The following is a 19,423-nucleotide window of genomic DNA, read 5'->3' as shown; positions in this document are numbered from 1 at the left end:
AACAATGAAAAAGAACAATTTAATCAACAGATCAGGTTTGCTTATCAAATCTTTTGCATTAGGCCTATTTCTAATGATTGCCAGCGCAACAAGCAGTTTCGCCCAATACATCCAGATTGAAGTAAGGTATGACGGAGTGGCATCCAGTGATCCTCTTCCCTGGGTATTGGAAATGAAGGCTTATGCGGATGCGGCCTGTACCATACCGACCACATATAGCGGCAATGTTAAATTTAAAACCGGATCAATGGTATTTTATAACAGTTGTGCGATAGAGCAACAATGGACTACAGACGACACGATGACAATAGCTGATTTCAACAGCGCAACTTATTTATATTATGGCAGGCATGAGAACCTAAGGTATGCCGACTGTGGTCATATTGAAGACAACTATGACTATTTCATGGGAGTTATAGTTGAACCTTCTTCTGGATACCAGGTTGCAACTCAAGATGTAATATTCCCATAAAAAACCATCTTGATTTTTGACATGAATAAAACCTGATAGCTTCGTTACAATTAAAAAAACAAATTACAACAGATGAAAAATTTAATCAGTAAATCAAAATTTCTTTTAAAGTCAACGCTTTTAGCACTTGCTTTACTATTTGTCAATGCAGTAACTACACATGCGCAAACAGTATATGTTCAGTTGGGTTTTACTCCCGGTAGCTGGTCTCCTACTTACACTGGCTATAGTACCCATGTTCTGTTTTGGCAGGATGCTGAAGCTACTATTCCAGCCTCAGATCCCTACGTTAATCTTAACATTAAGTATGTATCGCGTACAAATTGTGGTACTAAGTACGACCAGAATTTTACAGGAAGTGCCGCTCAGATTGAAGGAGATGCTTTCGGACAGGCATATTGGGCTGAAGATTATGATTACATCACCCATGAAACTACAACCACTACTGCCTGGTACGAGTTAAGGCCAGGTACCGGATATCAGATCGCTAACGAACCCTACCTGCTTGGAGGTCCAGCTGATTATTGTCCTTAAACTTTATGCATTTTAAGCAAAAGCATATCATATAATCTGTTCATGAAATACCTTTCGGGTGCATCCGGAGTAGTCCTTATAATCCCGGCCTTTTTAAGGTCGGGATTTTTTCAAACCACCTCAACCAGCCCTAAATACTCATTGGTAGAAGCAACTTCCCTGCCTTCCGAATAGAAACTGAGGTAACAGTGTACTTCGTGTCCTTTAAATGTTTCAGGAAGAATGAGCCGTGCTATTTTTTCGGACCTTAAGGCCGCATTTTCCAGCTTACAGAATTGTTGTGCTATCGGATCATACACTACTACGGTCACCTGGTCTGTGGCCGAACGCAGAGGGCTATAGCGGCCATTTTCCCACATGAAATCTATTGCATTACCTGTTGCCGCAACCGCCTCTGCTCCCCAGGCGCCTAGCAACTCACCCTTACTGAACAGCAATTGATCAAACGCTATACTTTGGTCAGGATAAACTCCTGCAACTGCATGCAGCATATTGTTGGATAAAGCATCGTTCATCGGGGTGTACTTTTTGATGTTTTGAAAACAACGCTCAATGATGTCATCCAGCCCCAGTAAAAAGCCCCTGAACATGGCCATCTTGTTTTGTTGTGCCAATTGCGCTGGAGTTGCAGGTTTATTGCTCGTTTCAGGTAAACTCCGCATGTAATCAATGCCCCGCCAGCTGGCACCAACCACGGTGCCCACTTTCCCTGAGAATCCACCAAGGATTCCTTTTTTTATTCTTCCCATATTTTTATAAATAATTTGTTGTTAGTTACTTGCAATATACAAATTATATACTTATTTTTTAAGTCGGGCGTTGTTCGGGGTTGGTAGTCTTATCCGCTGGGTATGGTGGGTAGCTCGGCCTCACATGATACACACATTCCACACACTTTCTTCACAAAAAGGTACCTGTTTGTGGGTTTGGTGTGAAGGATGTGTGAACCAGGTGTGAAGAAACCCTAAGCTTGTGAAGAAACAGATCTTTTTCCGGTCCTAAGCATAAAAAACTTTTATTTAAATATTCGCTAGTGTTTCTGACTAAAAAATTATACTTTAGTAGCAGCAACGTGTACGTTACCGAAAAGCGTAACGTACGCTAAACCAGATTTAAAACCGCCCTTAAATGGAACACAGAACAATTGGTTTTGGAATAATAGGAACAGGTGCCATAGCCGGTATTCATGCGCAGGCCATCAAGGCCATTAAAAACGCAAAATTGCTGGGCGCCTATAGCTTAACAAAAGCCAAAGTAGATGAATTTGCAAAACAATACGATTGTACAGCTTATTATTCGCTGGATGAATTGCTGCAAACAAAAGAACTGGATATCGTTTGCATCTGTACTCCATCCGGCGCGCACCTGGAACCCGCATTGAAGGCAATTGAAGCCGGTAAACACTGCCTGATTGAAAAACCAATAGAAGTAACACTGGAAAAGACCGATAAGATCATCGCGGCGGCCAGGCAAAAAAATGTAGCAATAGCTGTAGTCTTCCCAACCCGCTTTTACCAGGGTAGCCTGGATTTGAAAAAGGCGATAGACGCTGGCCGTTTCGGGCAGTTGACCCTGGGCAGTGCTTATGTAAAATGGAGCCGTACACCAGAATATTACGCTTCCAACAAGTGGCGGGGTACCTGGGAGCTGGACGGAGGCGGGGCACTCATGAACCAGGCCATCCACAATGTGGATATGCTGCAATGGTGCATGGGGCCTGTTGAATCTGTAATGGCCATTGCAGGGAATGCCAAACACAAAAACATAGAAGTGGAAGACACCCTGGTGGCCATTTTAAAGTTTGCCAACGGGGGCATGGGCACCATTGAGTGCTCTACCGCGGTTTATCCGGGTACCTATAAAAAAATCGAAGTTATGGGCACTGCAGGTACAGTGGTGATGGAAGACAACGACATTATCCAGTGGCAGTTCAAAGATCAGACAGCGCAGGACGAACAGATCAACGCAGCCCCTGGCAGCCACAATTCCAGTGGCGGGGTATCCGATCCAAAGGCCATTAGCTATGCCGGGCACCAGAAACAAATCGAAAATATGATAGCTGCCATTTATAACAATGGCAAATTGCTCATCGATGGGGCAGAAGGCCGTAAATCCGTAGAGATCGTTCTGGCCATTTACAAAAGCGCGCAAACCGGCCAGCAGGTAAAACTTCTACTCTAGCCCTCAGATCAGCCACAAATAAAACCAAACACAAATGGAAAAAATTGATTACATCGTACTGGCCGCATACTTTCTGCTTCTCGTTTTGATGGGGATATGGGGCTATACCAAAATTAAATCTTCGGCTGATTTTTATACTGCCGGCGGCAAACTGCCCTGGTGGTTGTCGGGGATTTCGCACCACGTTTCAGGTTATAGCGGTGCCGTTTTTGTGGCCTATGCGGCTATTGCCTATAATTATGGCTTTACACTTTACATGTGGTGGGCCTTAAGTATTGCCATTGCCATGGTGGGTACCGTATTGTTTATTGCGCCCCGTTGGGCAAGGCTCCGCTCTAAGGCCGGCATACAGTCGCCCACCGAATACCTGGCCACCCGTTATAACCTGCCTACACAACAGGTAATGGCATGGAGCGGGGTGATCATTAAAATATTTGATGTAGGGGCAAAATGGGCAGCCATTGGCATCCTGCTGAATGCTTTTACAGGTCTGCCTCTGGGCACCGGGATTTTAACCGCCGGGCTGGTGAGTATGCTCTACATTACCATGGGCGGCCTATGGGCCGATGTGGTGAACGATCTGGCTTCTTTTCTGATCCAGTTTACCGCAGGGATCATCATGATGGTGATGGTACTGGCACAATTGGGCGATGGCTTTAACGGTATATTTACCATGTGGGACAGGTTGCCTGCCGCACATGGGCAGCTGTACAATGGCCCCTATACTCCCGCTTTTGCCATTTCCTTTACGGTGATCTGTTTTTTCAGTTTTAGTGGTGGCACCTGGCACCTGGCTACCCGGTTCATTTCATCGCCATCGGGTACCGAAGCCCGTAAGGCCGCTACACTTTCCATGCTGATGTACCTGATCTGGCCGCTGATCCTGTTTTTTCCGATGTTTGCGGCGCCGATCTTTATCAAAGACCTCGCCGATCCTACCCAGTCTTATGCCATGATGGCCATGAAATTCCTGCCGCACGGATTGATCGGGTTATTGCTGGCTTCTATGTTTGGGAATACCCTGGCCATGACAGCGGCTGATGCCAATACCATTTCTGCAGTTATTACCAGGGATATCCTTCCGGTATTGTATAAAAAACTGAGATCTTTTGACCAGAAGAAAATGCTGGTCATAGCCAGGCTTACCACCTTTCTTTTTATCGTAACTACGTTGATCATCGCCTTTCAGTCCAAATCTTTTGGCGGCGTGTTCGGTCTCATCATTACCTGGTTTTCTGCCCTGGTTGGGCCAACAGCCATCCCAATGATCCTGGGTTTGCTGCCCGCATTTAAGCACAGCGACAGCCGGGCAGCCTTATTGTCTATTTTTGGAGGGCTGATCACTTTTGCGGTAATGAAATCGTTTATGACGGTAAGTTTAACCGCAGAACTGGCTTCGCCGATTGTTACGTCTATGATCATTTACATCGGCTGCGGGCTGCTCTTCCGGACCAAAGTTAAACCGGAAGTAGAAGCGCTGCTCAATTCTTTAAAAGAAGATGGGGTTGAGGCATAAATTATGCCTCAACCCCATCGGAAATTACAATTTGTAACTCATTAAATGAGAGCCGCTCACGAAGAATATCCGTCCACTGGCATAATCCCCGCCCGCTTTAATGGTTGAAGGTGCAGTAGCAATCAGCGTCAAAGCATAACTTTGCGGATCGATCTGTACGATGGCTCCCTTATTAAAAAGCATGTACATTTCACCTTTTGGCCCTTCCACAAAAATCCTGGGGCATTGTTCGGCTGTAGTACGGCCGTAGGTAGGTAGCAGGTCTTCCTGGTGGAGCACTTTGCGTTTTACCGGGTCAAATACAAAGAATAGCTTTTTGTCGGCAATGCCATATACCAGGCCATTGGGCATCAGGCGCATCTCGCTGTATTCCTGCGTTCCGGGGAACAGTACAGTTTGCCATTCTATCTTCTTGCTGGCTATATCCATAAGGTAAACTACAGCTTCTTTGGCTTTTTTTTCTCCGCCGGTTCCTGGGGTAGTGGTACTGCCGCAAAGCAATTTGCCATTCTTTAAAGGTACAATGCTCATGGTCGATTGGTTTTTAACCACCTGCTCGTCGGTAAGCAGTACCCTGTCTTTAGTCTTATTGTTCCAGAAAAGCAGCCCTCCGCCGGTTGCTCCGTACTGAGGTGTGCCGCTCATGATCAATGTATGCCCATCGGGATGTGCCACCAGGCGGAATGGACGTATGATGGTGGGGTAAACAGTAGTTAAATGAACCGGATTGCTGGCTTTGTCTTTCGCGGCAATACCTTTCCAGGGCTGATATGGATTCCATTCTATGAGGTGGCCACCGCTGTAAACCCCGAAAAACACCTTATTGTCCTGATTGGCTAAGGCATTAAACTGCCCTATGGCATAGCGGTTGATCCATTTGTCCTGTTTCAGATTGTAGTTAAAGAAGCGCATCGGGAACGCTGTGCCGCCGGTGATGGTACCATCGGGCGCAGTACCTACACCCATTACTATGGCGCCATCGCTGGAGTAATTGAAGTTTACTTCCGTTGTTTTGCCGGTTTTTGGGTTGCTGGTAACCAATACCCGGTTTACCAGGTCAAGTTCTTTGATCTGGCTGCCATCCGGGAAGGTCTTATGGAAAAGATTTTGCGTGTTGGTGATTACCGGTTTCAGCGTTTGGGTATTGTATTTTTCGCTTTTTCGGCCTTCCCCTTTATACAGTTCATAATATACGGGATCTTTATCGCCCGGTACTTGTCCGTATACTTTGCCGTTCAGGTCGCGGTATACCAGGCCCATGCCCAGTTTACGTTCGTTTTGGGGTACTATGCTTTTGGTTTCGGCCGTTTGAGGATTAAAGGCAAAGAGCTGACAGGCGGCATTGCCCAGTCCGAAATAGATCCAGCCTGCGTCATCGGCGGCCATTGTTTTCTGATACTGATACCAGTTTTCTTTGTTTACAGACTTATAATCTTTAAATGCCCGGCTGCCCGGATCAAAGCACACCAATCCGCTGTTGGGATAGGTTACCGCCCAGATCTTACCGGCATCATCTTCGGTCATGGCCATGGCCATTTGGGGCATGGCTTTGCTGACAAAGGTAAATTTCCTTTTTACCGGGTCGAACTCCACAAAGTGATCGCGGTACATGGTGTAAAACTTGTTGCCGGATGAAAGGATAGAGGAGTAGGGGGTATCCTGTTTGGGATCAAAAGGAACAGGGAACTCCTCGCTTTTCCCGGTTTGGGCATCAATCATCAGCAGGGCATAGCCGCCCCGGTGGTCAAACAGCCAGATCAGCACCACATTGCGGCCTTCGCCGTCTACTGTTGCAACCACCCCGCGGTGATTGCTGATGGGCGAGGCCACACCATGATCGTAAAAGCCCGAACCCAGCGCTTTTGTTTTGGTTGCTACAGTAAAGCCACTCTTGTCGGGCAATGTTGTAATGCTCACGGGCTGCTGCGCATAAACAGCCGAAATGAGCAGCAGACCGGCGGATAGTAATAATTGTAGTGGTTTCATTTTGGTTTGTGTTTTATGGTTACGTACACGTAAATATAAGTATACTGATTATTAAAGTAGTATGAATCTGATAAAATGTTAAATTCAGCACAAATTATTTCAATTTTATATTTTTTTGTTTCAAAAGATTTCATACCTTAGATATAATTCGGGTACGTACACTTAAATCGTACCGGCTTTACAAAACCTGGCAACCAAAACCAATGAGATGAAAAAATCAGACTTTTCCAGAAGAAATTTTATTGCGGCTGTAACTACAACTTCAATTGCGGCCGCTTTTTCCAATGTCATTTCTGCGCAGGGCCATCTGCGGATAAAAGACAACGGGAAACTGGCCATTCTGGGCGGCACACCTGTCCGGAGCAAAGCATGGATCAGCTGGCCTAATGTACTGGCCGATGAGAAGGTAATTGCATCTATTGTAAATACCACCAAAAGCGGTAAATGGAGCCGTATCCAGAACCTGGCAAATGGCACGGTAGCCACTTTTGAGAAAGACTTTGCCAGCCTGCTTGGGGTAAGGTTTTGCGTTGGCACAGGTTCCGGAACACAGGCCCTGAGTACCTGTGTGGAAGCGCTGGGTATTGGTCCGGGCGACGAGGTGATTACCTCTCCCTATACCGATTTCGGTACCATCTCTGCCATCATAGGCAGCAGGGCTTTGCCGGTTATGGCCGATCTGGACCCTAAATCGTACCAGCTCGACCCGGCCGACGTAGAAAGAAAGATCAACAAAAATACGAAGGCCATTATGCCGGTGCACATGATGGGTATGCCCTGCGATATGGAACGTATCATGGCCATCGCTAAAAAACATAAGCTATTTGTTATAGAAGATGCCTGTCAGGCCAATTTTGCCCGCTACCAGGGCAAACAGATCGGCAGTATCGGCGATCTGGGCTGTTTCAGCTTCCAGGCCAGTAAGCAGATCTCCTGTGGAGAAGGCGGTGCGGTGATCGGCAACGACGAAGCTTTAATGGATAAGGTCTATACCGTACAGAATCATGGAACTGATCGCAAAGGAAAGAACGTCACCATAGGGCCTAAATACAGGATGAACGAGTTTGAAGGCGCTATTTTGCTGGGGCAGCTGCCGGGTGCCAAAGATCGTTTCGCCCGTCGCAACGAGAATGCGGCCTACCTCAGTTCCAGGCTGAAAGATTTCCCGGGACTGGTACCCCAGAAACAATACCAGGGAACAGAAAGCAGTGGCTACTACTTATATGCCATGAGTTACCATAAGGAGCATTTTAACAATGCAGACCGCAGTAAGTTCCTGAAAGCAATAGGTGCCGAGGGGGTTCCTTTGAGTCCGTATATTAAAGGTTTGCACACCGAACCCTGGGTAGAGCATATCTTGGGTTTAAAGGAATACAAGACCATGTACAGTGCCGAAAGGCTGCAACGCTTTAAGCAGGATGCCGCCCATATGCCCAATACCGATCTGGTTGGCCAGGAAATGATTGTACTGGGTGGTTCTGCCCAGCTTCTGGGCACAAAGTCGGATATGGACGATGTGATCAGTGCCATCATGAAAGTTTACGATAACCGCGATAAATTAAACACCATTCCATAATGCAGGCAAAGAAGATCATCATACTGTGCCTCCTGCTGGGCTGCTTTGCTTTGGACATCAAGGCCGATGTTGTTCCGGTTGATTCACTGAAACACCAGGCGGCAGGCTTAAGCCTGAGCACCTTTGATGTGGATGCTACACCACCTGTAGGTTCGCATCTGACCTATGATCCTATGGTCAATTCCTGGGATCTGGGCTTAAGGGCCAAGGGTTTTGTATTGCTGGGAGCGGGTAAACCCATTGTGGTTTGTTCGGTAGACTGGATAGGGATTTCTAACGACAGTCAGGACGAGTTTAAAAAAGCCATTGCCAATGCTGCCGGCACTACGCCCGACCGCGTGGCGGTCCATGCCATTCACCAGCACGATGCACCCACATCTGATTTTGGTGCAGAGAAGATCCTGCTGGCTGCCGGTATCAATCCCCGCAGTTTCGAAGGGGCTTTCTCTCGCGAACTCATCCGCCGCCTGGATATAGCGGTTAAAAATTCATTGCCACAGGCACAGCCCGTTACCCATCTGGGGCTGGGCACAGCCAGGGTATATAAGGTATCTTCCAACCGCCGCATCATTGGCGCCGATGGTCTGGTAAAGGCCAGCCGTACATCGGCCACCAAAGATTCGGCCATACGTGCGGAGCCGGAAGGCCTGATCGACCCTATGGTTTCCCTCATCAGTTTCTGGAACAAAGACAAGCCGGTAGCTGTACTCAGTTATTATGCTACGCATCCGCAAAGTTATTACCGTACCGGCGTGGCCAATCCCGATTTTCCGGGTATCGCGCGTTTTATGCGTCAGCTGGCCGTACCAGAGGCATTGCACATTCATTTTAACGGGGCAGGGGGCAACATCACCGCAGGTAAATACAACGATGGCGCTAAAATTAACCGGATGATCCTGGCGCAAAGACTGGCCGATGGCATGAAGCGTGCCTGGGACTCTACCAAAAAAGAACCGATTAACGCAGCGCAGGTACACTGGGCCATCGCACCCATCAGCATCCCTTTAAAAGCAGATGTGGGCACTATGGAACAGAAGATGCGTACCGAAACACCGGTATTCCTGGCCAATAACATGTCTAAACTGGTGCTGCTGCGCAGGCAGCAGGCAGGAAAAAAGATAGATGTAAGCTGCCTTACACTGGGCGGTGCCCGTATCCTGCATTTACCGGGAGAACCTTTTATTGAGTACCAGCTGGCCGCCAAGGCTTACCGCAAAGACCTGTTCGTGGCGGTGGCGGGCTATGGCGATTACGGGCCGGGCTATATCTGTAACGAGGAAGGTTATCAGCAAGGCGGATATGAAGCAGGTCAGGCATCGGCAGCTAACCCCGAAATTGAAAAAGTATTGATGAACGCTATACACAAACTGCTAAAAAACTAACACAATGAACCACACACAAAGAAACAATTCAGAAGCCCGGCGCAGCTTCCTCAAGTCGGCCGGGGTTTTTGCAGCAGGCATGATGCTCAGTCCATCATTGTCGGCCGCAAACAATAGTAATGCAAGCACTGCCCTGGCTGTTTCCGGCAAACCGGCCATTATGGGCGGCACTCCGGTACGGACTGCAGGCTGGCCTAAATGGCCGATATGGAACCCGGCAACCGACGAGAAACGGGTTACCGAAGTATTGCGCAGCGGGGTTTGGTCGCGTGCAAATGTATCTACCGAGTTCGAAACGGCATGGGCCAAAACCCTGGGGGTAAAACGCAGCTTAACGGTAGTTAATGGAACCAACGCACTCATTGTAGCGCTTAACCAGTTTGATATTGGCGCGGGCGACGAGGTCATTGTTCCGCCCTATACCTTTATTGCTACCATCTCGGCTGTCCTGCTCAACGGCGCAATCCCTGTTTTTGTGGATGTAGACCGGGAGACTTTTCAGATAGATCCAGATAAGATAGAAGCTAAGATCACGCCGCGCACAAAGGCCATCATTCCTGTTCATATTTTAGGCCTGCCCTGCGATATGGACCGCATAATGGCCATCGCTAAGAAACATAAACTGGTTGTACTGGAAGATGCCTGCCAGGCCCACCTTGCAGAATACGACGGCAAAAAGCTGGGCACCATAGGTGATGCCGGATGTTTCAGTTTTCAGAACTCCAAAAATCTGCCCATAGGCGAAGCAGGGGCTATTGTGAGCAATAGCGATGTGTTTATCGATAAATGTTTCTCTTACCAGCAGTATGGCTATCCCTTTGGCACCGCTGCCGGAGGTATAGGGATTGGCAGTACGGTGCTGGGCACCAAGGTACGTACCTCGGAATATGCATCGGCCATAGGTCTTTCTTTGCTGCCGCGGCTGGAGCAGGAAACCGCTACGCGCAACGAAAACGCAGCCTACCTGAAATCTAAGATTGAAAAAATACCGGGCATTATACCCTATAAATTATATCCTAAGGCAAACCGCTGTGCTTTTCACCTCTTTCCGTTCAGGTACCAGAAGCAGGCCTTTAAAGGGCTGTCGCGGGCCGCTTTCCTGAAAGCGTTACGGGCAGAAGGTGTGCCTTGCTCCAGTGGTTATACCCCGCTGATGGACATGTCGTTCATTAAAGAAGCTTTTGAGTCCAAAAACTTCAAAAAGATGTATACCGCGCAGGAACTGGATTACAGCAAATGGGCAGCGCAGAACAAATGCCCAAACAACGACATCCTTTGCAATGAAGAAGCGGTTTGGTTGTACCAGAATATGTTGCTGGGCACCAAGGCAGACATGGACGATATTGCCAATGCCATTGCTAAAATTCATAAGAATGCCGATCAGTTAAATAAAGCCGGGAAGTGATGAAAAAAACAATTCAGATTTTAACTTCCCTTTGCTTTATCTTTTTGAGTACAGTGCAGGCGCAGCAGGCCGACTGGAAGGCCGGTGTGGCACGTATGGTGATTACACCTAAGCAGCACATGGCCATGGCGGGTTTTGCGGTGCGTACGCATCCATCAGAAGGTAAGCTGCACGATTTATGGGCGAAGGCCCTGGCTTTACAGGATGCCAGCGGCAAAAAGGTGGTACTGGTGACCAGCGATCTGCTGGGCCTGCCCAAAGCGGTGTCCGACCAGATCAGGGACCGCATCCAGAGTAAGTACGGTATCACACGCGATCAGATCATATTGAACAGCTCGCATACGCATTCCGGCCCGGTTTTGCAGAACGCCTTATCTGACATCTACCTCCTGGATGCAGCGCAGCTGGAACAGGTTAAGCAATACTCGCGCGCACTGGAAGATTATATCGTAAAACTGGTAGGTGATGCCCTGGGTAAGATGGAGCCAGCAGAGGTTTATGCCCAGAACGGGGTTACCCGTTTCCAGGTAAACCGCCGTAACAATCCCGTAGCTACCCTTACCAAGGTTACGGAATTGCAGGGGCCTAACGATTTTGCCGTGCCGGTGCTGAAAGTGCTCAACAAAAAAGGCGAACTGAAGGCCATTACCTTCGGTTATGCCTGTCATCCTACTGTACTGGAAATTTACCAGTGGTCGGGCGATTATGCCGGTTTTGCACAGCTGGAACTGGAAAAAGCACATCCTGGTGCTACAGCAATGTTTTTTCAGGGGGCGGGGGCCGATCAGAACCCGCTGCCAAGACATACCATTCCCCTGGCCAAACAATACGGCCGTGAACTTGCTGCGGCGGTAGACCGTGTACTGGAAGAAGACATGCGCAAGCTACCTGCCGCCATTACTACGGCCTATTCGGAAGTGAACCTGCCTATGGCCCCGTTACCTTCAAAAGAAGAGCTTTCCAAAATCAGCCAGACTGCACCAGTAGCCTACCAGAAGCGCTGGGCCGAACGCATACTGAGCAAACTGCAGAATGGCGAACAGCTGTCGCGCCTGTACCCTTACCCCGTACAGGTATGGACACTGGGCGGCCTGCCATTGGTGAGCCTGGGCGGTGAGCTGACCATAGAGTATTCCATCAAGATCAAGCAGATGCTGGGTCAGGATGCCTTTGTGCTGGGCTATTGCAATGATGTAATGACCTATATCCCGTCCTGCTCCATATTACAGGAGGGCGGATATGAAGGTGATGCTGCCAGAATGGTATACGGGCTGCCTGCAAAATGGGATGCCACCATCGAAACCAAAATATTAACCGAAGTGATCGCACAATGCGAAAAAGCAGGTGCGCTTAAGATTGTTAAATAAAAAATGCAACAAACATGGATCCTAAAACCCCTAAATCCCCAATATCCCTGTCCCGGCGCCAGTTCATTGCCGGGACAAGTTTGTTGCTCAGCGCAACGGCCCTGAGACTGAATGCCAGTCCGGTTTCGCTGCTCTTTGCCGAGCCGATCATCGATATCCATCAGCATACCGATTATATGGGCCGGACCAACGACATGCTGGTGGCACACCAGCGGGCCATGGGCGTTACCAAAACCATACTTTTGCCATCAGGCAGGCCTGTAAACCAAGCCTCTACCCACTTTGGTAAAGGCAATGGCCTGCAGGCCAAAGCTACAGGAAATGCCATATGTCAGGCCCTGGCCAAAAAATACCCTAAGGAGTTTTTGTATGGTGCCAATGAGGTGCCCGACATTCCGGAGGCCATCCAGGAGATAGAAAGGTACCTGAAAATGGGGGCCTGTGTAATCGGGGAATCCAAATTCGGAGTGGAATGCGATTCGCCCGAAATGCAGAAGATCTACGAGCTGGCCCAGGCCTATAATGTGCCGGTATTGATGCACTGGCAATATGAAATGTACAATTACGGCCTGGACCGTTTCCATACCATGCTCGAGAAATACCCTAAGGTAAATTTCATTGGCCATTCTCAAACCTGGTGGGCGAATATTGATAAGAACCATACCGATCAGTCGGTATTGTACCCGAAAACAAAGGTGACACGGGGCGGCATTACCGAACAGCTGCTGAGCAATTATGACAATATTTATGGGGACTTTTCAGCCGGTTCCGGACTGGGCTCCCTTACCCGCGATGAAGACCATGCCCGATGGTTTCTGGAAAAACACCAGGACAGGCTGCTTTTTGGCAGCGATTGTACCGACATCACCGGGCATATCGACAATTGTTTTGGCGCCAAGCTGATCGATGCCATCAAAAGGCTATCACCAAGTAAAAAAATAGAAAGAAAAATTTTATACCACAATGCTAAAAAGCTGTTCCGTCTGTAAGGCAAAAACAGCATACGATACGAATCTGATAATGAGCAATACCTTAACTGCAAAACAATACTACTCTGGCTTTGAGCTGGCACACGATACCTATAATGCAATATCGGCCGCCAGTGATGGCCGCATTTATTATGTCCTCTCCTCCGAATCCTATGACATCGGCGGCAAAATTTATGTGTACGATCCTGAAACAGATGCTACGGCACTGCTGGCCGACCTGACCGAAGTTTGCGGTGAAAAAGACAGCAAGGCCATTCCGCAGGGCAAGAGCCATGTGCGTTTTTATGAAAGCAATGGCAAGCTGTATTTTGTAACCCATGTTGGGGTTTACGATATGGTAAACGATATGGAAACGCTCCATAAGGTGGCCCCTGCCGGTTACCAGCTTTACCCGGGGGGGCACATCCTATCGTACGATCTGGCTTCGGGCAAGTTTGAGGACCTGGCCATAGCTCCTGAAGGCGAAGGGCTGCTGACCATGGCCATTGACAAGGACAGGGGGCATATCTATGCGCTTACCTGGCCCCTGGGCTATCTGCTGCACTACGATATGACTACCGGTAAACTCAGCAATATCGGCCTCACCTGCGGCCGCGGAGAAGGCGGAACTGTGGGGCTGGATTATCGGGTGATCTGCCGCTCTATGTTTGTTGATCCGGCCAGCGGAACCTTATACCTTTCTACTGCGGAGGGCGATATCCTGACATACCAGCCGGGCGATAGCACGTTTGGCAAGCTGGATGAGGTTGACCTGCGCCTGGATTACTTCGGCAGTTACGATGCCACCCGTCCGGGCAGTATGGGCTACAACTGGCGCAAGATCTTCTGGTACGAGCCGCAGCAGATAGCTTATGGCGTACACGGCAATTCGGGTTACCTGTTTAAGTTTGATCCGCGTAAACAGCAGATCGAAATTGTAGACAGGATTGCTTCCCTGCCTTCGCAGAAAAGCGGCATGTTTGATCAGTTCAGTTACGGTTACCTGGGCTTTCAGCCGGGGCCGGATGGCAAAACCATTTATTACCTTACCGGCGGTCCAATTTATGTGGACGGCAAGCGCTTAAAAGGCAAGGATGCCATTGCCAAGGGAGCGGCCAAAGGGCTGGAGAACCTGCATCTGGTGACCTATGACCTCTCCAACAGGAAATATACCGACCATGGGGCCATTTTTTATGCAGACGGCAGCAGGCCAACCTATGTCAACTCCATTACCATGGATACCGATGGAAATGTATATACCCTGGCCAGGTTTATGCACAATGGTCATGAAATACAGGATCTCATTAAAATAGACAATCCATTTAAACACACAAACCAATAAAATATTTAAGCAATGAAACGAACCAACCTAACCCGAAACCTGTTGCTGATTGCCGCTTTTGCAGTGGTATGCAGTTCATGCGCAAAGAAAAAGAAATATGAGGATTCCCGTACGCCTGAAGAATCTATAGAGACATTCGATATCCTGGATGGCTTTAAAGCCGAAGTATTTGCTTCGGAGCCGCAGGTTAAAGATCCTGTAGAGCTTACTTTTGATGAAGACGGCAATGCCTATTCCATTGAAATGGGCGATTACCCTTATAAAGCGGTACGCGGACAGGGTAAGGGCATCATCCGCAAACTGATTGACAAAGATGGCGACGGCAGGATAGATACTTCTGTGGTTTTTGCCGAGAAACTGGAAAGTGGTACCAGTATATTGCCCTGGGAGGGTGGTTTGCTGGTTACAGCTGCGCCCGATCTGCTGTTCCTGAAAGATACAACCGGCGACAACCGGGCAGATATCCGTGAGGTACTGTTTACCGGCTTTTTTCAGGACAACTCCGAGGCCCAGATCACCAGCTTAAGGTATGGGGTGGACAACTGGATTTATGCCAATAACGGCGGTCAGGCTGGTGAAATTACCTTCAGTCGCAAACCGGATGCACCTGCCCTGCAGATCAAAGGGGGCGATTTCCGCTTTAGATTAGACAAAGGCTTGTTTGAGGTAGAGTCGGGCGCCGGGCAGTACGGCCTGGATATGGACGACCTGGGACACCGCTTTTATACCAACAACTCCAGGCATATTTCCAACTCGCCTATAGCGGCCAGGTACCTGAAACGCCATGAGCATATGAACTTTAAATCGGTAGTCAATATTTACGCTGCCGAGCCCATCATGTACCAGGCTACGCCTGCGCCATGGTGGCGTGCCGAGCGGACCAAAGCCCGTAACGAAAATTTCCAGAAAGAGAAACTGGACAGGGTAGAATATGCCGAAGGCCGTTTTACAGGTGCTTCCGGAGGTACCATTTATGCCGGGGATACCTATCCGAAATCATTCTATGGTTCTCATTTTATTGGCGATGTGGCGGGCAGTCTGGTACACCGCGATATTATAGAACTGAGCAACGAGGGGCCTTTCTTTGCTGCCAAACGCAGTGCCGAGGAGCAGAAGCGCGAATTTATTGCCGCTACCGATACCTGGTTCAGGCCATGTAACTTTACCCTGGGTTACGATGGTAACCTTTATATGATAGACATGTACCGCCAGCACATCGAAACCCCGGTGTCCATCCCTGATTCTTTAAAGATGGACATGGATTTCGACAGGGGTAACGATTTTGGCCGTATTTACCGTATTGTGTACAACAAGGCCACACCTAAAAAGGTATTGCCACCACACATGACCAAACAGTTTACACAGGAACTGATCCCTTACCTGGGCCATGCCAACCGCTGGTGGCGTTTAACCGCCCAGCGGGTTATTATACAGCGTAAAGACAAAGGTGCTGTGCCGGCATTGACCAAACTGTTCAATAACGATAAAAATCCTATTACCAGACTGCATGCGCTGTATACATTGGAAGGATTGGATGCTTTAACTGCCGAAATGGTTACCAAAGCTTTAACGGATGCCGATGCCGGATTAAGGGAGCATGGGGCCATCCTGGCCGAACGTTACCAAAACGATGCTGCACTTTCGAGTTTGCTGGTTAAGGCCATCAACGACCCGGTAGGCCTGGTTGCGATGCAGGCTAGCCTGAGCGCAGGTCAATTACCGGCTGCACAGGTAGTGCCGTCTTTTGCGGGCGTAGTAGAAAAGAAATATAAAGACCTTTGGTTTACCACTGCCGTGTTGAGTTCTGATCCGGGTTCTTCATTTGACCTGCTGGGGCAGCTGGCCAAAAACGGCACTTTCTTTAACGGAACCGATTCGGCCAAGCTGGCCTTCATGAAGAACATTTCTATCATCATTGGCTCGCGGAAATCGGTAGCTGAAGTGGGTAAACTCATGGAGTTCCTGGCTTCACCGGCTGTTAAGGCCGATGCAAAATGGGTACAATCGGGCCTGAGTGGCCTGGCTACCGGCTTAAAAAAATCTAAAAATAAAACGGCGGCTCCTGCATTGTTAAATACCGCTAAGAAACTGGAGGGCAGTGCTGCCGATGAAAACAAAAAGGGTTGGCAGGACATTGCCGAAGCCCTGAAAGCAAGCTGATCCCATACTTATTTAAAACATAAACACATGAACACTCAAGATCATTCACGCAGGTTGTTCCTGCAAAAACTCCTCTCGGCCGGACTGGTTGTGGTTGCCGGAGGGGCAGCGCTAAGCAGCTGCAATAGTGACGTACCTAAAGAAAATACAACAAACGCAGGCAATACGCCTAAAGCGGCAGCACCTGATACGGCTGGTAAGGCTGCATCAGGTGGTACAGATGACTTTAAATGCGGGGATTACAGTGGTGTGAGCCCCGAAGAGCTGGCCAAGCGTAAAAAGCTGGGCTACGAAGAAAAGGCTTCCGATCCTGAACGCGAGTGTATAAAGTGTAACCTTTTTATCCCTAAAGGAGCGGAGAAAGATTGTGGCGGCTGTATCCTGTTCAAGGGCCCTGTGAACAAAGGCGGTTCATGTACTTATTGGGTAGAGCAGGTTTCCTAAATACGCTAAAACATCAGATTAATGCTTCAAAACCAATATAAAATTATCAACGCAAGGATCATTACACCTTACCGGATAATTGAGCGCGGCACATTAATTATAAAGGGAGATACAATAACCGCAGTAAGCGAACAGGATATAGCAGCTCCGGGTGCTATAGAGATTGACGCCAAAGGTTGTTATGTGGCTCCTGGCTTTATAGACATACACATTCATGGCGGGGGCGGACACGATTTTATGGATGGCAGTGAAACCGCCTTTCTTAAGATTGCCGAGACCCACGCCAGGTATGGCACCACGGCGATGGTGCCCACCACGCTTACCAGTACCCGAGAGGAACTGTTAAACACACTGGACATCTATAAACAGGCTCACCGGAAGAACCTGATGGGTGCCCAATTTCTGGGCATGCACCTGGAGGGACCTTATTTTGCAGCAGATCAGCGTGGCGCCCAGGACGCCCGCTTTATCCGCAATCCTGATCCGGAGGAGTATAAGGCTATCCTTGCGCACACCGATATCATCAGGCGCTGGAGTGCAGCACCGGAACTGCCTGGGGCCATCACCTTTGGCCGCTTTTTAAGGAGCAAGGGCATCATCGCGGCCATAGCGCATACCGATGCCATTTATGAAGAAGCATTGGAAGCATTTGAAAATGGTTATACACTGGCTACACACCTTTATTCCTGCATGTCAGGCGTTACCCGTCGGAATGCTTACCGCTATGCAGGAGTGATTGAGAGTGCTTACCTGATTGACGAGATGGATGTGGAGATCATTGCCGATGGGATCCATCTACCCGCCGCCCTGCTGCAGCTGGTGTACAAAATAAAGGGGGCCTCAAAAACAGCGCTGATCACCGACGCCATGCGTGGGGCCGGTATGCCGCCCGGCGAAAGTATCCTGGGCAACATCCATACTGGCATGAAAGTAATTGTAGAGGACGGGGTAGCCAAGCTGCCCGACAGGAGCGCTTTTGCAGGCAGTGTGGCTACGACCGACCGTCTGCTGCGGACGATGGTTCAGCTGGCACATGTGCCTTTGATTGAAGCTGTGCAGATGCTGACCGCTACACCGGCAAAAATTATGGGGGTTGCAGACCGGACTGGCTCCTTAATAGAAGGGAAACAAGCCGATGTCGTTATTTTTGACGGGGAAATTTCTATTCAGACTACCATGGTAAAAGGAAACCTGGTGTATACGAAATAAAAAAAAGCCCGTTTAAAACGGGCTTTTAAAATCTTTAAATGATGAAAGTATAAGGTCTTTTTCAGAAAGGATCAGCTCCTGTTCTGAAATTTCCCTGTTCCAGTTGATGTTCAGGTCGGGGTCGTTCCACATCACACCGATTTCGGAAGCTTTATCGTAATAATTGGTGACCTTATAAGTAAAAATGGTTTCATCCTCCAGGGTCAGGAAACCGTGTAAAAAGCCCGGGGGTACCCATAGCTGTTTGTGGTTCTCTCCGCTCAGTTCGATACTGAAATGCTGCCCGTAAGTAGCTGAGGCTTTTCTGATGTCGACTGCAACATCCAGTACTGCGCCTTTCAGTACACGTACCAGTTTGCCTTGCTCAAAAGGCATGTTTTGCGCATGCATACCTCTTAAGGCGCCTTTTTGCGAAAAAGACTGGTTGTCCTGCACAAAATTGCCTGTTATCCCGGCTTCGGCCAGGATCCTGGCGTTATAGCTTTCATAAAAATAGCCCCGGTTGTCTTTCCATACCTTAGGCTCAATCACCAAAAGTCCGGCTATAGGTGTTTCTGTAATCTGCATAATTTTAAGCTATATATTCCATTAAAGTGCGGAAGGCCACAAATTGATTTTCGAAATGTTCATTGATTTCTGCCTGCAATGCCGGGGCAAAATTCTCCTGGTAATCCAGGTAATCGGCCATATGCTCGGCCACATACTGGGCACAATAGGTTATGCCTTCATTTGGTGAATCTAAAACCCTGAGCAGACGGTTGGAAATAAATTTTCCGGTGGCCATTACATTCGGGATATGGACGTCCTGCATCCATTTCAGCCATTTGTCGGCCACTGCTTCGTCAATTATTATGGTTACGTTGTATAATAGCATGGAGCAA

17 protein-coding genes are annotated in these 19,423 nt (G+C 48.6%); 13 read left to right on the top strand and 4 right to left on the bottom strand.

Translation table 11 applies throughout. The features are described 5' to 3' along the window. Positions 1-4: 4 nt before the first annotated feature. Entirely contained in the window at positions 5-472 is a 468-nt protein-coding gene (locus ABIE26_RS13190) for a hypothetical protein (protein WP_310142235.1), read from the top strand. 72 nt (positions 473-544) lie between these two features. Beyond that, positions 545-1,006, top strand: a complete 462-nt coding sequence (locus ABIE26_RS13185; RefSeq protein WP_310142236.1) for a hypothetical protein — start codon at positions 545-547, stop codon at positions 1,004-1,006. A 110-nt stretch (positions 1,007-1,116) separates the two neighbouring features. Here ABIE26_RS13185 and ABIE26_RS13180 read toward each other — a convergent pair whose 3' ends face one another. Continuing rightward, positions 1,117-1,755: a DUF6266 family protein gene (locus ABIE26_RS13180; protein WP_310142237.1), complete on the bottom strand. Its 639-nt coding sequence runs from the start codon at positions 1,753-1,755 to the stop codon at positions 1,117-1,119. Positions 1,756-2,134: 379 nt separating this feature from the next. Here ABIE26_RS13180 and ABIE26_RS13175 point away from each other — a divergent pair, with 379 nt between their 5' ends. Further along, positions 2,135-3,187, top strand: coding sequence for a Gfo/Idh/MocA family protein (locus ABIE26_RS13175; RefSeq protein WP_310142238.1), 1,053 nt, complete (start codon positions 2,135-2,137; stop codon positions 3,185-3,187). 34 nt (positions 3,188-3,221) lie between these two features. Next, the gene (locus ABIE26_RS13170) at positions 3,222-4,703 is read left to right on the top strand and encodes a sodium:solute symporter family protein (RefSeq protein ID WP_310142239.1); all 1,482 of its coding nucleotides are present in this window, start codon (positions 3,222-3,224) and stop codon (positions 4,701-4,703) included. Positions 4,704-4,727: 24 nt separating this feature from the next. Here ABIE26_RS13170 and ABIE26_RS13165 read toward each other — a convergent pair whose 3' ends face one another. Continuing rightward, positions 4,728-6,689 (bottom strand): hypothetical protein, encoded by a 1,962-nt coding sequence (locus tag ABIE26_RS13165; RefSeq protein WP_310142241.1) that lies wholly within the window; start codon positions 6,687-6,689, stop codon positions 4,728-4,730. A 208-nt stretch (positions 6,690-6,897) separates the two neighbouring features. On the opposite strand from ABIE26_RS13165, the gene ABIE26_RS13160 reads away from it, so the two are divergent. From ABIE26_RS13160 to nagA, 9 genes are read left to right on the top strand one after another with little or no spacing between them, the layout of a single operon-like run. Next, positions 6,898-8,265 carry a DegT/DnrJ/EryC1/StrS family aminotransferase gene (locus ABIE26_RS13160; protein WP_310142243.1) on the top strand — a complete coding sequence of 456 codons (1,368 nt, stop codon included), beginning with the start codon at positions 6,898-6,900 and terminating at the stop codon, positions 8,263-8,265. Further along, a complete protein-coding gene (locus tag ABIE26_RS13155; RefSeq protein ID WP_310142244.1) occupies positions 8,265-9,647 on the top strand; it encodes a hypothetical protein in 1,383 nt (460 codons plus the stop codon). The genes ABIE26_RS13160 and ABIE26_RS13155 overlap by 1 nt, the downstream gene beginning before the upstream one ends. A gap of 4 nt (positions 9,648-9,651) precedes the next feature. Continuing rightward, positions 9,652-11,052, top strand: a complete 1,401-nt coding sequence (locus tag ABIE26_RS13150) for a DegT/DnrJ/EryC1/StrS family aminotransferase (protein WP_310142245.1) — start codon at positions 9,652-9,654, stop codon at positions 11,050-11,052. Beyond that, positions 11,052-12,419, top strand: coding sequence for a neutral/alkaline non-lysosomal ceramidase N-terminal domain-containing protein (locus ABIE26_RS13145; RefSeq protein ID WP_310142247.1), 1,368 nt, complete (start codon positions 11,052-11,054; stop codon positions 12,417-12,419). The genes ABIE26_RS13150 and ABIE26_RS13145 overlap by 1 nt, the downstream gene beginning before the upstream one ends. A 14-nt stretch (positions 12,420-12,433) precedes the next feature. Then, complete coding sequence (locus ABIE26_RS13140; RefSeq protein WP_310142248.1) at positions 12,434-13,408, top strand: amidohydrolase family protein; 975 nt, start codon at positions 12,434-12,436, stop codon at positions 13,406-13,408. Between the two features lie 31 nt (positions 13,409-13,439). Next, on the top strand, positions 13,440-14,729 hold the full coding sequence (locus ABIE26_RS13135; RefSeq protein WP_310142249.1) for a hypothetical protein: 1,290 nt from the start codon (positions 13,440-13,442) through the stop codon (positions 14,727-14,729). A 12-nt stretch (positions 14,730-14,741) separates the two neighbouring features. After that, a complete protein-coding gene (locus ABIE26_RS13130) occupies positions 14,742-16,889 on the top strand; it encodes a PVC-type heme-binding CxxCH protein (RefSeq protein ID WP_310142250.1) in 2,148 nt (715 codons plus the stop codon). A gap of 27 nt (positions 16,890-16,916) precedes the next feature. Beyond that, a complete protein-coding gene (locus ABIE26_RS13125; protein WP_310142252.1) occupies positions 16,917-17,333 on the top strand; it encodes a hypothetical protein in 417 nt (138 codons plus the stop codon). A 21-nt stretch (positions 17,334-17,354) separates the two neighbouring features. After that, entirely contained in the window at positions 17,355-18,542 is a 1,188-nt protein-coding gene (gene nagA / locus ABIE26_RS13120; protein ID WP_310142254.1) for an N-acetylglucosamine-6-phosphate deacetylase, read from the top strand. A 12-nt stretch (positions 18,543-18,554) separates the two neighbouring features. Here the strand turns inward: nagA and rfbC are convergent, their stop codons facing one another. Together rfbC and ABIE26_RS13110 are read right to left on the bottom strand one after the other, a co-directional pair. Beyond that, the gene (gene rfbC / locus ABIE26_RS13115; RefSeq protein ID WP_310142255.1) at positions 18,555-19,109 is read right to left on the bottom strand and encodes a dTDP-4-dehydrorhamnose 3,5-epimerase; all 555 of its coding nucleotides are present in this window, start codon (positions 19,107-19,109) and stop codon (positions 18,555-18,557) included. 4 nt (positions 19,110-19,113) lie between these two features. Beyond that, on the bottom strand, positions 19,114-19,416 hold the full coding sequence (locus ABIE26_RS13110; RefSeq protein ID WP_084237928.1) for a DUF4286 family protein: 303 nt from the start codon (positions 19,414-19,416) through the stop codon (positions 19,114-19,116). Positions 19,417-19,423 lie beyond the last annotated feature (7 nt).

Source organism: Pedobacter africanus, from assembly GCF_040548825.1.
Lineage (GTDB): Bacteria > Bacteroidota > Bacteroidia > Sphingobacteriales > Sphingobacteriaceae > Pedobacter > Pedobacter africanus_A.
The sequence above is the reverse complement of the archived record's forward strand: the minus strand, read 5'-3'. Positions and strand labels throughout refer to the sequence as shown.

Excerpts from the sequence above, each read along its gene's own strand:
- ABIE26_RS13125 (WP_310142252.1), top strand. The coding sequence starts at position 16,917 with ATGAACACTCAAGATCATTCACGCAGGTTGTTCCTGCAAAAACTCCTC.
- ABIE26_RS13155 (WP_310142244.1), top strand. The coding sequence starts at position 8,265 with ATGCAGGCAAAGAAGATCATCATACTGTGCCTCCTGCTGGGCTGCTTT.
- ABIE26_RS13135 (WP_310142249.1), top strand. The coding sequence starts at position 13,440 with ATGAGCAATACCTTAACTGCAAAACAATACTACTCTGGCTTTGAGCTG.
- ABIE26_RS13130 (WP_310142250.1), top strand. The coding sequence starts at position 14,742 with ATGAAACGAACCAACCTAACCCGAAACCTGTTGCTGATTGCCGCTTTT.
- ABIE26_RS13170 (WP_310142239.1), top strand. The coding sequence starts at position 3,222 with ATGGAAAAAATTGATTACATCGTACTGGCCGCATACTTTCTGCTTCTC.
- ABIE26_RS13150 (WP_310142245.1), top strand. The coding sequence starts at position 9,652 with ATGAACCACACACAAAGAAACAATTCAGAAGCCCGGCGCAGCTTCCTC.
- ABIE26_RS13145 (WP_310142247.1), top strand. The coding sequence starts at position 11,052 with ATGAAAAAAACAATTCAGATTTTAACTTCCCTTTGCTTTATCTTTTTG.
- ABIE26_RS13110 (WP_084237928.1), bottom strand. The coding sequence starts at position 19,416 with ATGCTATTATACAACGTAACCATAATAATTGACGAAGCAGTGGCCGAC.
- ABIE26_RS13175 (WP_310142238.1), top strand. The coding sequence starts at position 2,135 with ATGGAACACAGAACAATTGGTTTTGGAATAATAGGAACAGGTGCCATA.
- nagA (WP_310142254.1), top strand. The coding sequence starts at position 17,355 with ATGCTTCAAAACCAATATAAAATTATCAACGCAAGGATCATTACACCT.
- ABIE26_RS13160 (WP_310142243.1), top strand. The coding sequence starts at position 6,898 with ATGAAAAAATCAGACTTTTCCAGAAGAAATTTTATTGCGGCTGTAACT.
- ABIE26_RS13180 (WP_310142237.1), bottom strand. The coding sequence starts at position 1,755 with ATGGGAAGAATAAAAAAAGGAATCCTTGGTGGATTCTCAGGGAAAGTG.
- ABIE26_RS13165 (WP_310142241.1), bottom strand. The coding sequence starts at position 6,689 with ATGAAACCACTACAATTATTACTATCCGCCGGTCTGCTGCTCATTTCG.
- rfbC (WP_310142255.1), bottom strand. The coding sequence starts at position 19,109 with ATGCAGATTACAGAAACACCTATAGCCGGACTTTTGGTGATTGAGCCT.
- ABIE26_RS13140 (WP_310142248.1), top strand. The coding sequence starts at position 12,434 with ATGGATCCTAAAACCCCTAAATCCCCAATATCCCTGTCCCGGCGCCAG.
- ABIE26_RS13185 (WP_310142236.1), top strand. The coding sequence starts at position 545 with ATGAAAAATTTAATCAGTAAATCAAAATTTCTTTTAAAGTCAACGCTT.
- ABIE26_RS13190 (WP_310142235.1), top strand. The coding sequence starts at position 5 with ATGAAAAAGAACAATTTAATCAACAGATCAGGTTTGCTTATCAAATCT.